This window comes from Rhizobium sp. AC27/96 (genome assembly GCF_001692325.1).
In the GTDB taxonomy this organism is placed as follows: Bacteria; Pseudomonadota; Alphaproteobacteria; order Rhizobiales; family Rhizobiaceae; genus Rhizobium.
Window position 1 is genome coordinate 180,315 of the sequence record NZ_LXKN01000058.1, and the last position, 12,761, is coordinate 193,075.

Annotated in this window: 11 protein-coding genes; 7 read left to right on the forward strand and 4 right to left on the reverse strand. The window is 60.4% G+C overall.

What is annotated here, in order from left to right; genetic code table 11:
• The first annotated feature begins 24 nt into the window (after positions 1-24).
• The 5 genes from A6U86_RS28615 to A6U86_RS28635 all read left to right on the forward strand — a co-directional run bounded on the left by A6U86_RS28615 (position 25) and on the right by A6U86_RS28635 (position 5,629).
• The gene (locus A6U86_RS28615) at positions 25-861 is read left to right on the forward strand and encodes an NAD(P)-dependent oxidoreductase (protein WP_068398563.1); all 837 of its coding nucleotides are present in this window, start codon (positions 25-27) and stop codon (positions 859-861) included.
• A gap of 106 nt (positions 862-967) precedes the next feature.
• Positions 968-1,486, forward strand: coding sequence for a dihydrofolate reductase (locus tag A6U86_RS28620; protein WP_068398566.1), 519 nt, complete (start codon positions 968-970; stop codon positions 1,484-1,486).
• A gap of 163 nt (positions 1,487-1,649) precedes the next feature.
• Entirely contained in the window at positions 1,650-2,783 is a 1,134-nt protein-coding gene (gene hflK, locus A6U86_RS28625; protein WP_068398569.1) for an FtsH protease activity modulator HflK, read from the forward strand.
• Entirely contained in the window at positions 2,783-3,724 is a 942-nt protein-coding gene (gene hflC / locus A6U86_RS28630; protein WP_068398572.1) for a protease modulator HflC, read from the forward strand. The genes hflK and hflC overlap by 1 nt, the downstream gene beginning before the upstream one ends.
• 192 nt (positions 3,725-3,916) lie before the next feature.
• On the forward strand, positions 3,917-5,629 hold the full coding sequence (locus tag A6U86_RS28635; RefSeq protein ID WP_068398575.1) for a DegQ family serine endoprotease: 1,713 nt from the start codon (positions 3,917-3,919) through the stop codon (positions 5,627-5,629).
• A gap of 3 nt (positions 5,630-5,632) precedes the next feature.
• On the opposite strand, the gene A6U86_RS28640 is transcribed toward A6U86_RS28635, so the two are convergent.
• The 3 genes from A6U86_RS28640 to serB are packed head-to-tail and all read right to left on the reverse strand — an operon-like array spanning position 5,633 to position 7,694.
• Positions 5,633-6,211, reverse strand: a complete 579-nt coding sequence (locus A6U86_RS28640; protein WP_068398928.1) for a GNAT family N-acetyltransferase — start codon at positions 6,209-6,211, stop codon at positions 5,633-5,635.
• Positions 6,208-6,771, reverse strand: coding sequence for a GNAT family N-acetyltransferase (locus A6U86_RS28645; protein WP_068398577.1), 564 nt, complete (start codon positions 6,769-6,771; stop codon positions 6,208-6,210). The genes A6U86_RS28640 and A6U86_RS28645 overlap by 4 nt, the downstream gene beginning before the upstream one ends.
• A gap of 32 nt (positions 6,772-6,803) precedes the next feature.
• Entirely contained in the window at positions 6,804-7,694 is an 891-nt protein-coding gene (gene serB, locus A6U86_RS28650; RefSeq protein WP_068398580.1) for a phosphoserine phosphatase SerB, read from the reverse strand.
• Here serB and miaA point away from each other — a divergent pair.
• Entirely contained in the window at positions 7,693-8,589 is an 897-nt protein-coding gene (miaA, locus tag A6U86_RS28655; RefSeq protein ID WP_068398583.1) for a tRNA (adenosine(37)-N6)-dimethylallyltransferase MiaA, read from the forward strand. The two genes, serB and miaA, sit on opposite strands and share 2 nt — an antisense overlap.
• A gap of 6 nt (positions 8,590-8,595) precedes the next feature.
• On the opposite strand, the gene A6U86_RS28660 is transcribed toward miaA, so the two are convergent.
• Complete coding sequence (locus A6U86_RS28660; RefSeq protein ID WP_068398586.1) at positions 8,596-10,620, reverse strand: ATP-binding protein; 2,025 nt, start codon at positions 10,618-10,620, stop codon at positions 8,596-8,598.
• A 328-nt stretch (positions 10,621-10,948) separates the two neighbouring features.
• Between A6U86_RS28660 and A6U86_RS28665 the strand changes: the two genes are divergently transcribed.
• Positions 10,949-12,742, forward strand: a complete 1,794-nt coding sequence (locus A6U86_RS28665; RefSeq protein ID WP_068398588.1) for an acetolactate synthase 3 large subunit — start codon at positions 10,949-10,951, stop codon at positions 12,740-12,742.
• The last annotated feature ends 19 nt before the right edge of the window (positions 12,743-12,761 follow it).

Below are 12,761 nucleotides of genomic sequence, written 5' to 3' on the forward strand. Positions count from 1 at the left end.
CTTGCGTGGAGAAGGAGTGCGGTCGTGGATATTGCAGTCATCGGAGCAGGCGCGATGGGCAGCGCCATTGCAAGGCGTTTGGTCGAAAACGGTGCGAAGGTGCTGACTTACCTTGAGGGCCGCTCACCGGCGACCATCGAGCGTGCGAAGGCTGCGGGTATGGAGCCCGTCGGGCTGGACGTTATCGCCGGCGCGGGTCTCATTCTCTCCATCGTACCGCCTGCCACCGCCATCAGCGTTGCCGAACAGGTCGCTGCCGCGATACGCCGGCGCGGCTTGAAAACGGTGTTCATGGACTGCAACGCGATTTCGCCGCAGACGATGATGCAGGTCGCGGCCGTTTTCGGCGATGATTGCGGCGTCGTTCTCGATGGCTGCATCATCGGCGGGCCGCCGAAGACCGGACAGAAGGGGCCAAAGCTTTATGTGAGCGGCGACGAGGCCAACAGCAGCGCCGTGCTTTCCGAACGAGGCCTCGAGGTGCGCCGCGTCGACGGGGCGATCGGTGCCGCCTCGGCCCTGAAGATGTGCTATGCCGGCATCAACAAGGGCGTGACGGGTCTGGGCACGGCCATGCTGCTTGCCGCGATCCGTTCCGGTGCGGACGAGGCGCTGAAGCGCGAACTTCAGGACAGCCAGCCGGATCTCGATGCAAAACTGGTGCAGGGCATTCCGGACATGTACCCGAAGGCCTATCGTTGGGTTGCGGAGATGGAAGAGATTTCGGAGTTCCTTGGTAAGGACGATCCCGCATCCCTGATATTCAAAGGCATGGCCGGTCTTTATCGCAAGATGGCGGAGGACCAGGAAGGCGGCGGCGTGCTGGCCGAGCAGCTCAACGGGCTCAATAAAGGCATCTGACGGGGCGTTGAAAGGGGTGCTCTTGATCCCTCGTCCAGACTATCATGCGGCGGAATCGCAAGGCCGACTCGCATATGACGGCAGCGCCCGTGTTTGAGGAAGACGCATGACCCAGCCGATCAAGACCATCATCGTTGCCGTATCGCGCAACAATATTATCGGGCGCGAGGGCGATATGCCCTGGCGGCTGTCTTCCGACCTCAAGCGCTTCAAGGCGATGACGCTCGGCAAACCTGTCATCATGGGGCGCAAGACCTTCCAATCGATCGGCAAGCCGCTGCCTGGCCGTCCGAATGTCGTGATTACGCGTGATGCAAGCTTTTCGCCCGAAGGCGTGACGGTGGTGCACTCACTCGAAGAGGCCGTTAATGCCGCCACCCACATGGCTGCGGAAAGCGGCATTGACGAAATCTGCATTCTCGGTGGCGGCGAGATCTATCGGCAGGCGATCGGTCTGGCTGACCAATTGCTTATCACGCATGTCGAGGCGGAAGTGGATGGCGATACATCCTTTCCGATCATCGATCCGGCCCTTTGGCGGGTCGATAGCGAGCTTGCCTTGCCGGCAGGTGAAAAGGACACCTATCCGACACGGTTCGTCACCTATCTTAGGCGAAAAGCATGAAAGCGGCGGCGAAAAAGCAAATATTTTCCAGTTAATCCGACGAACTTCCTCAAGTCGCGTTGAAAGCAGGTGTGTCGATACCTATAACGGGAAACAATCGCTGCCGCCTGCGAACTTCGTGGGTTCGGCGCGATATTGGGGTTCAACAAACAAAGAGGTCTTGATGCCTTGGAGCAATCAGAATGGCGGCGGTGGCGGCCCGTGGGGCGGCGGCGGCAGCGGCGGTGGTGGAAATAACCAGGGACCCTGGGGACAGGGACCGAACCGGCCGCGAGGAAACGGTAACGGTGGTCCTCCGGATCTTGAGGATATTATTCGCCGCGGCCAGGACAGGCTGAAGGGGTTCATCCCCGGTGGCTTCAACGCCGGCGTTTTCCTCATCATTGCCGCGGTTATCGGTGTTTTCTGGCTCATTCAGTGCGTCTACACGGTGCAGCCCGATGAGCGCGGCGTGGAACTGCGTTTCGGCAAGCCGAACACGGAAGTTTCGATGCCCGGCCTGCATTTCCATTTCTGGCCGATGGATCGCGTCGAGTTCGTCAAAGTGACGGAACAGCAGCGCAATATCGGTAGCCGTTCGACAGCCGGTTCGACCAACGGCCTGATGCTGACCGGCGACCAGAACATCGTCAATGTACAGTTTTCGGTTCTTTATGCGGTGACCAACCCGCAATCATACCTCTTCAATCTCGAAAGCCCCGACGAGACATTGCAGCAGGTTTCCGAAAGCGCCATGCGCGAAGTCGTTGGCCGTCGTCCCGCCCAGGACATCTATCGTGACAACCGTCAGGAAATCGCCGTTCAGGTGAGGGCGATCATTCAGGATACGATGGATCGCTATGGCGCCGGCATCACCATCAATGCCGTGCCGATCGAGGATGCATCGCCGCCGCGTGAAGTGGCAGATGCATTCGATGAAGTGCAGCGCGCCGAGCAGAACGAAGACCAGCAGGTGGAAGAGGCTAATCAATACGCCAACCAGAAGCTTGGTCAGGCCCGCGGTCGCGCGGCCCAGGTTCGCGAAGAAGCGGCTGCCTACAAGGACCGTGTCGTGAAGGAAGCTCAGGGTGAGGCTCAGCGCTTCATCTCGATCTATGACGAATACATCAAGGCACCGGTAGTGACGCGCAAGCGGCTGTTCCTTGAAACCATGGAGACCGTTATCGGCAATTCCAACAGTGTCATCATCGACGACAAGCAGGGCGTCGTTCCCTACCTGCCGCTGAATGAAGTCGGCAAGCAGTCCACGACGCAGGCGGGCAAGCCTGCCACTGCAGTTCAGCCGGAGGCCAAATAATGACGTCCAGCCGTTTGCCAGCCATTCTCATCGCGCTTGCGGTGATACTGTTGCTTGTCTATTCGTCCGTATTCGTGGTCAACGCCAAGGAGCAGGCCATCGTCCTGCGCTTCGGCCAGATCCGGGAAGTCAAGACGGAGCCGGGCCTCTATTTCAAGCTGCCCTTCGCCTTCATGGATGCCGACCGCGTCCAGTACATCCAGCAGCAGGAGCTTCGTTTCGATCTGGACAATATCCGCGTCCAGGTTTCGGGCGGCAAGTTCTACGAAGTCGATGCTTTCGTCGTCTACAAGATCACCGATGCGCGGAAGTTCCGCGAAACGGTGTCGGGTGATCGCGACGCGGCGGAATCGCGTCTCAGAACCCGCCTCGATGCCTCGCTGCGTCGTGTCTACGGTCTGCGCGGCTTCGAAGCGGCGCTGTCCAACGAACGCGCATCGATGATGACCGAAGTGCGTGACGATCTGCATCGCGATGCCGAAACGCTCGGCCTCAACATCGAGGACGTCCGCATTCGCCGCACCGACCTGACGCAGGAAGTCTCGCAGCAGACATACGACCGTATGAAGGCGGAACGTCTGGCGGAAGCGGAACTGATCCGCGCACGGGGTAACGAAGAAGGCCAGCGCCGCCGCGCCATCGCCGACCGTCAGGTCGTCGAGATCGTCGCGGATGCGCAGAAGGATTCGGAAGTCCTGCGTGGTCAGGGTGAAGCAGAGCGCAACGGTATCTTTGCCGATGCTTCCTCGCGCGATCCGAACTTCTATGAGTTCTACCGCACGATGGCTGCCTACAACAAGGCATTCGTCAACGGTGGCAAGACGCTCGTGCTGCCGCCGAACAAGTCGGACTTCTTCAAGTTCTTTGATAGTCCGAATGGCACGGCGACCGATTCCGCCGCGCCGGCACTTGCCAATCCGACGACGGCCCCCGCGAACTGAGGGGTCATGCGCTGAAATCGAAGGGCTGCCTCACGGCGGCCCTTTTCTTTATGTGACGAGGCCACACCTTTACCATAAAGCCAAGGGCCGGGCGGAGGTTCGGGGATATCGCAAAAAGGTGATTTCATGCTTCATCATTCCGCCTTATGCTGATGCTTATACAAGATTTCCCGAATTCGATGAGGATGCCTGATGGCTTCGACCAATAGCCTGCCCTTCAGACGTTCGTTCGCTTTGCTGGCCAGCATCGCGTTGATTGCCGGCCCCGTTGCGGGCGGCGCGGAACAGGCTTTCGCTCAGGCACAGAATAGCGGTGTGGCCGCTGGTATTCAGGCCCCGGCCGCTGCCGACAACCAGACGCCGCCCGCGAATACGCCGACGATGTCGATGAATCCGGCAATGAACGCCGGCCCTGCTTCCGTGGCCGATCTTGCGGCTGGACTGCTCAATGCCGTCGTCAATATCTCCACCTCGCAGAAGGTGAAGGACGAGGGCGATGGACCGGCGACGCCGAAGGTGCCGGACAATTCTCCATTCCAGGATTTCTTCAACGATTTCTTCAAGAACCGGAACAATGACGACAGCAACCGCAAGGTCAGCTCGCTCGGCTCCGGCTTCGTCATCGATCCAGCGGGTTATATCGTCACCAACAATCACGTCATCGAGGGCGCTGACGATATCGAGGCGATCTTTCCTGACGGCACCAAGCTGAAGGCAAAGCTGATTGGAACGGATACGAAGACCGATCTTTCGGTTCTCAAGGTCGAGCCGAAGCATCCGCTGACCGCCGTCAAGTTCGGCGATTCCGCCAAGATGCGGATCGGCGACTGGGTGATGGCGATCGGCAATCCTTTCGGTCTCGGCGGCTCCGTTACCATCGGCATCGTCTCGGCCCGTGGGCGCAACATCAATGCCGGCCCCTATGACAATTTCATCCAGACGGATGCCGCGATCAACAAGGGCAATTCCGGCGGCCCTCTCTTCAACATGAAGGGCGAGGTGATCGGCATCAACACGGCCATTATCTCCCCGAGCGGCGGCTCGATCGGCATCGGCTTTGCCGTGCCCTCGGAACTGGCCGAAGGCGTCGTCAACCAGCTGAGAGATTTCGGCGAAACCCGCCGCGGCTGGCTTGGCGTGCGCATCCAGCCGGTAACGGACGATGTCGCCACGAGTCTCGGTCTCGGCAGCGCCAAGGGCGCGCTCGTGGCCGGCGTCATCAAGGGTGGCCCGGTCGACAACGGCACCATCAAGGCGGGTGACATCATCCTGAAGTTCGACGGCAAGGACGTCCAGGAGATGCGCGACCTGCCGCGCGTCGTGGCCGAAAGCCCGGTCGGCAAGGCTGTCGATGTGATCATTTTCCGCGATGGCAAGGAACAGACCGTCAAGGTCACGCTGGGGCGACTTGAGGATAGCGATCAGGCGGCAGCAGCCAGCACCGACAAGGACAAGAAGCCGCAGCTTGCGCCCGACGGCAACGGCAATCGTGACGGCATCATCAACCCCGATGGGAGCGATGATGGCAATGATGACGGCGCTGATGGAGAGGATCAGGGCGACAACCAGCAGCAGTCGCCGCAGGCTCAGCCACCGGCCCAGGCAAGTTCGGCCATACTCGGCATGAAACTGGCGACGCTGACCGCGGAAAACCGCAAGAGCTTCGGGATTGCCGACAGTGTCGACGGTGTCGTCATCACTGAAGTGGCGCCGGGTTCGGCTGCGGCCGAGAAGGGTTTGAAGCCGGGCGATGTCGTCGTGGAGGTCGCTCAGGAGTTCGTGCAGACGCCGAGTGCTGCCTCGGAAAAGGTATCGTCGCTGAAGCGCGAAGGACGCCGCAACGCGCAGATGATGATTGCGTCTCCGAAGGGTGACTTGCGCTTTATCGCCGTCCCATTGGAATAGCGCTCAGCCTTTGGCTGGCCCGGTCCGGAGCGAACGCGACGCCGTGGCGCTCAGGCGATAAACGACATGGCGCTTCAAATGCGGATGAGTGTCCGGAATTTGTGGATGGTCGAAATAGCTTGATGGGTCGGCATGCATGCCGATTTTCCGCATGACCGCCAGGGCAGGGTAATTGTCATGCACGGCGATCGACAGGACCTCATCGAGGTCGAGCGTCTCGAAGGCATGGTGCAGAAGCCCCATGCCAGCTTCGGTAGCATAGCCGTTGCGCCAATGGCTCGCCGAGATCCGCCAACCGATCTCCACCGCGCCTTCGGGCAGATGAGGTTGGAGTTGCGGCTTCGACAGGCCGCAAAGCCCGACTGCCGCACCGCCTTGCTTCAGGGTCATCACCAGAAGATCGAATCCCGGCTGCGGCGTGATCTCCCGGATCATGGTGAAGATCGCATCGGTATCTTCACGACTGCGGCGAAAAGGAAAGAATTCGAGGACGGCGGTATCGGAGCTGAGTTCGTAGAAGAGATCGCGATCTTCTTCCCGGCAGGGCCGCAAGATCAACCGCGATGTTTCAACCGATGTCATCGCCCGGCGCGCCACTCGGCCGCCGTCAGGCGGTAGAGGACATGGTGTTTGAGGTGCGGGTAGGTGTCGGGCACGCTCGGATGATCGAAATCGCCGCCGGCGACGCGATGCATGCCGATCCGCTCCATGACGGCGGTCGACCTGACATTGTTGTGCACGGCAAAAGAGACGATCTGGTCGAGACCGAGCTTTTCGAAGCCATGGGCAAAAAGTGCCCGCGCCGCCTCGCTGACCAGGCCCTTGCCCCAATGCCGTTTCACCAGCCGCCAGCCGATTTCGATCGTTCCGGCCGCGATGTATGGCTCCAGGTGATCCGTTCGCATCAGCCCGCAATAGCCGATTGCCTCGCCAGTTGTCTTGAGTTCGAGAACATAGAGACCAAGGCCGGTCTCGGCGATCATCGAGTGGACGCGGTCGAAGAAGGCATCCGATTCCGTGCGGTTGCGGCGGAACGGAAAAAACTCCATGACCGCATCGTCGGAGTTGATCTCGAAGGCAAGGTCGCGGTCGGTCTCGCGCCAATTGCGGATGATGAGACGTTCGGTTTCGGTGATGATCATCGGTGCCCCCGATTTCGGCAGCTCTGCCGGTTCTATGGTTTGATGAAGTCGCTCTTTCGGTAGCCCTGGATGTAGAGCAGGGCGGTCAGATCGCCGTGGTCGATGCGCATCCTTGCCTGTGCTGAAACCGTCGGCTTGGCGTGCAGCGCGACGCCGGAGCCTGCGAGTTGCAGCATGCCGAGATCGTTGGCGCCGTCGCCGACGGCGAGTGCTTCATCGGTGGAGATGCCGAGCTTTTCAGCGATATCGTTGAGTGCATCGACCTTGGCCTGCTTGCCGAGGATGGGTTCCTCGACGAAGCCGGTCAACACGCCATTCTCCTCCAGCAGGAGATTGGCGCGATCCTCGTCGAAGCCAAGCGTCGCGGCGATGCGGCTGGTGAAGACGGTGAAGCCGCCGGAAACGAGGGCCGTGTAATAGCCCTTCGCCTTCATCGTGGCGATGAGTTCGGGGCCGCCCGGCGTCAGGGTGATGCGCTTGGCGATGACATCGTCGACGACGGAGAGCGGCAGGCCTTTCAGCAAAGCCACGCGCTCGCGCAGCGCCGGTTCGAAGGCAATCTCGCCGTTCATGGCGCGGGCGGTAATATCGGCGACCTTATCCTTCAGGCCGACTTCGGCTGCGAGCTCATCGATGCATTCCTGGCCGATCATGGTGGAATCCATGTCGGCAATTAGCAATTTCTTGCGCCGGGTCTCGGCATTCTGAATGACAAGGTCGATCGGCTCACCGTCGATCGCGGCGAGAATATTGGCTTCGGCCGCCTGCAGATCGGCATCGTCGCGTAGCGCGATATCGCAGGCAATGCCGTCGGCCAGCCAGTAGAGCCCGGAAGCCTTGGCGGCCTCTGCTGCCCGTTCGGCAATCGCCGGAACAAGAACGGGGTTTGACGGATTGGCAATAAGCGTGGCAACGAAGGCCATGAGCAGAAACCTTATGAGCGATATCGACGCGATCCTGATAACCGGGCCGACCGCCAGCGGCAAGTCCGCGCTTGCGGTTGAATTGGCCCGCGCGCATGACGGCGTGGTCGTCAATGCCGACAGCATGCAGGTCTATGATACGCTGCGGCTGCTGACTGCACGGCCTTCCGAAGAGGATATAGAAGGCATTCCGCATCATCTCTATGGTCACGTTCCGGCCGGACAGGCTTATTCCACCGGCGTCTGGCTGCGTGAGGCCACCGAACTGGTCGCGCGCCTGCGCGGTGAGCGGAAATTGCCCGTTTTCGTCGGCGGAACAGGACTTTATTTCAAGGCGCTGACCGGCGGTCTTTCGGATATGCCGGCCATTCCCCTGGAGATTCGCAACCGCCTGCGCGCACGGCTACTCGCGGAAGGAGCTGAGATCCTGCATCGCGAGCTTGCCGATCGCGACGCTCCCGTTGCGGAAAGCCTCAATCCTCAGGATGGCCAGCGCATCGTCCGTGCTCTTGAGGTGATCGAAGCAACGGGACAATCCATCGCCGCCTATCAAGGCAAGACCGGGCCTGTGGTGATCGATCCTGACCGCGCGCAAAAGATCGTGGTGCTGCCCGAACGCTCCGTGCTGCATCAGCGCATCAACGGCCGCTTCGAGACGATGCTGGCGATGGGGGCCGCGGAGGAGGTGCGTGCTCTGCTGGCGCTGGACCTGCCGGCAGAGATGCCTGTCATGAAGGCGATCGGTGTGTCGCAGATCGCGGCGATGCTGAGGGGCGAAATGACGCGCGATGAGGTTCTTGAAACCGCATCAGCGGCAACGCGGCAATATGCCAAGCGGCAGATGACCTGGTTTCGCAACCAGATGGATGAAAGCTGGGAGCGCGTCAGCCCCTGAGCTGAGTCAATCCTTGTCGTAAAAGCTGCTGAGCGGCTTCTTCAGGATGCTGTCCCGCAAGGAAAGGCCGGGCTCGCGCCGCAGCGACGGGGGAGCTTCTCGGGGCGGCAAGGTGCGCGTGCCCGCACTATCATCGCCTCGGAATTCGCGGCGAAGCTCCGCAAGCTTGCTTTCGATCGATGTCTGTACCGGCAGTTCAGCCTGCAGGCCGGCGGCGCGCGGTAGCATATCCGGGCGATATGGTTCGTTTAACGGTGCGTCCATCTCCGCGACACGTACCGACGTCTGCTCAATGGCTAGATCGCTGACTGCGTTTCCGATATCGGCGGCGGCGCTATAGCTTTGCTGCAAGGCGCTGATATCGGGGCTCGAAATCGAGCGCATGCGGCTGACGATGGTGCGCAGGTCGACGGTGTCAGGCGATTCCTCGCTGGCTTTCGCCGCATTGCCATTCGCTTTCGGCAGCATATGCCCCTCGACGCGCGAAAAACGCATGCGCATCGGCACGGCAATGGCTTCGCCGAATGCGATGGCTTCGCCATTGCCGATCGAAGACAGGAAGCTGGTCGTCGAGATCGAGGAGTTCGGGATAGCCGAGCGGATAATGTCCTGATCGTGGTCGTTGGCAAGGCGCATCGCAAACAGCGTCGAGCACTGCGACAGGATCGTCTGGTCGAGCTCGCCCGGGCGCTGGGTGATGATGCCAAGCGACACGCCGTATTTACGGCCTTCCTTGGCGATGCGGGCGATCGCCTGCCGTGTCGGGAAGAAGCCGAGGCTCTGATCGGCCGGAATATATCGGTGCGCTTCTTCGCAGACGACAAGCATGTGGATCGCGCCGTCGCTCCAGAGCGCCAGTTCGAATGCCATGCGGCAGAGGACCGAGGCGACGGAATTGATGACTTCGGACGGGATGCCCGCCAGCTGGAAGGTGCAGATCGGCTTACCGTCGCCGGGGATGCGGAAGATCTTGGCTATGGTCTCCATGATCGTATCGGTGATCGTATTGTTGGAGAACATAAAATTATAACGGGGATCGTTGATCGCGGAGATGACGCGCATCTTCAACGAGCGCAGATGCGGCTTCTCCTGACGACCTTCCAGCCGGCCGATGCGTTCATCGATCAGCGCCAGCAGGTCGGCCATGCGGTAGGGAAGCGGCGTGTCGGCGGTGACGGATGCTTTTTCCGTCTGGCGGCGCATGAAAGCGGAATCGCTGCCGCCGCGGAAGGCGCGCTTCGCCTCGGGAATGAGATCGCGCAACGCATCGAGTTCTTCCGGAACTGCGGGCCGGCCGCGGAAGACCACTTCGCCGAATTCCTCCAGCCGCATCAGCCAGAAGGGCAGGTCGAGTGTATCGGTATCGATGACGACGGCATGCCGCGGGAAGGCGGCGGCGAATTCGTTATGGGGGTCGAGGATCAGGACCCGCAACTTCGGATCGGTGCTGATCGCCTTGTGCAGCAGGAGCGAGACGGCCGTCGATTTGCCGACACCGGTCGAGCCGACAACAGCGAAATGCTTTGAAAGCATCGACGGAATATGGATGGCGGCATCGATGCTTTCATCTTGCGTCAGCTTGCCGATGACACAGCTATTGCCCTTGCCGGCATCGAAAATGCGGATGAGGTCGCTGGCGCGGATACGATGCGCGATCGCGCCGAGATAGGGATAGGCGGAAATGCCGCTGGAGAATTCTTCGCGGCCGTCTGGTTCGACGCGAACTTCGCCCAAAAGCTCGACCTCAATGCGAAAGAGGTTGTCCTGCCCTTCGCCCCAGCCGATGCTGTTGGTATTCATGGAATAGACGAGGGCGGCGACGCGGTTTGACCCGACACTGATGGAAATCAGCTTGCCGACCGACCAGAGCTCGGTCAGGTCGGTGCCTCCGGCTTCGGCGACGGCGGCGATCGTTGCTCTTGAACCGTTGCACGCGACGACACGGCCGAGGAAGCGGTTTCCCGGCTTCAGTCTATCGCGGCGATCAAGGTCTCCGGCCTTGCCAGATGTCTGCAGATCATTGTTGAGCAAACGGCTACCCCAAGCGTTGGATGCCGAAGCATAGGGAGAGCGGCTTAACAAAACCCTTTCGGCATCGCGCGCTTTTTATTCTGACCGGGAAAGGTCGGGATTTTTTATTGCTTAATACGTTGACGCTTCGAAATTTTCTGTCTATCACTCCACCCCATGAAAATCTCGATCGTTCTTATCGTGGTGGGAAGGCGCATGGGCAGGATGGTGTAACCATCCGGCGATAGCCACCCATGCGCTAGATGACAGGCTCCCTAAGGGGCCTTTTTTTATGCCCGAAATTGAGATTTCATCCTTCCAAACCTCCAGTAGACAGCGGAACAAACGTATGACCGGCACAGATAATCAGGCGAGCGGCAATCGAATGACAGGCGCGGAGATCGTGTTGCAGGCGCTCAAGGACAATGGCGTCGAACACATCTTCGGTTATCCGGGCGGCGCGGTGCTTCCGATCTACGACGAGATTTTCCAGCAGGACGACATCCAGCACATTCTGGTTCGCCACGAGCAGGGCGCCGGCCACGCGGCCGAAGGCTATGCCCGCTCCACCGGTAAGGTCGGCGTTATGCTGGTTACCTCCGGGCCCGGCGCGACCAATGCCGTCACGCCGCTGCAGGATGCCCTGATGGACTCGATCCCGCTGGTCTGCCTGACCGGCCAGGTTCCGACGTCGCTGATCGGCTCGGATGCCTTCCAGGAATGCGATACGGTCGGCATCACCAGGCCGTGCACCAAGCACAACTGGCTGGTCAAGGACGTCAATCAGCTCGCCGCCGTCATCCATGAAGCCTTCCGCATCGCGCAATCAGGCCGCCCAGGCCCGGTCGTTGTCGATATCCCGAAGGATGTTCAGTTCGCCACCGGCACCTATACGCCGCCGGAAGCGCATGATGCACAGAAGAGCTATCAGCCGAAGGTTCAGGGCGATCTCAACAAGATCAACCAGGCCATCGAGTTGATGAAGAATGCGCGCCAGCCGGTCATCTATTCCGGCGGTGGTGTCGTCAATTCGGGCCCGGAAGCTTCCAAGCTGCTGCGCGAATTGGTCGAGCTGACTGGCTTCCCGATCACCTCGACGCTGATGGGCCTCGGTGCTTACCCGGCATCGGGCAAGAACTGGCTCGGCATGCTGGGCATGCACGGCTCCTACGAGGCCAACATGGCGATGCATGATTGCGACGTTATGGTCTGTATCGGCGCGCGCTTCGACGACCGTATTACCGGCCGCCTCAATGCCTTCTCGCCGAATTCGAAGAAGATCCACATCGACATCGACCCGTCGTCGATCAACAAGAACGTTCACGTCGATATCGGCATCCTCGGCGATGTCGGCAATGTTCTGGAAGACATGGTTCGCTTGTGGCGGGCGCTGCCGCAGAAGCCGGCTGCGGAACGTCTTGGCGACTGGTGGGCGGATATTGCCCGCTGGCGTGCGCGCAACTCCTTCGCCTACAAGCCGAGCAACGATGTCATCATGCCGCAATATGCGATCCAGCGTCTTTACGAGCTGACGAAGCATCGCGACACCTACATCACCACCGAAGTCGGCCAGCACCAGATGTGGGCGGCGCAGTTCTACGGTTTCGAACAGCCGAACCGCTGGATGACCTCGGGCGGCCTCGGCACCATGGGCTATGGCCTGCCGGCGGCGCTCGGCGTTCAGATCGCTCATCCGGAAAGCCTGGTCATCGACATTGCCGGCGATGCCTCGATCCAGATGTGCATTCAGGAAATGTCGGCCGCGATCCAGCACAATGCGCCGATCAAGATCTTCATCCTGAACAACCAGTACATGGGCATGGTTCGCCAGTGGCAGCAGTTGCTGCATGGCAACCGCCTGTCCAACTCCTATACGGAAGCGATGCCCGATTTCGTCAAACTGGCCGAAGCCTATGGCGCTGTCGGCCTGCGCTGCGAAAAACCTGGTGATCTCGATGCCATGATCCAGGAGATGATCGACGTCGACAAGCCGGTGATTTTCGATTGCCGCGTCGCCAATCTCGCCAATTGCTTCCCGATGATCCCCTCGGGCAAGGCGCATAACGAGATGCTGTTGCCGGACGAAGCCACCGACGAGGCCGTTGCCAACGCCATCGACGCCAAGGGTCGTCAGCTCGTTTGATCGGTAACCGGGGCGCGGC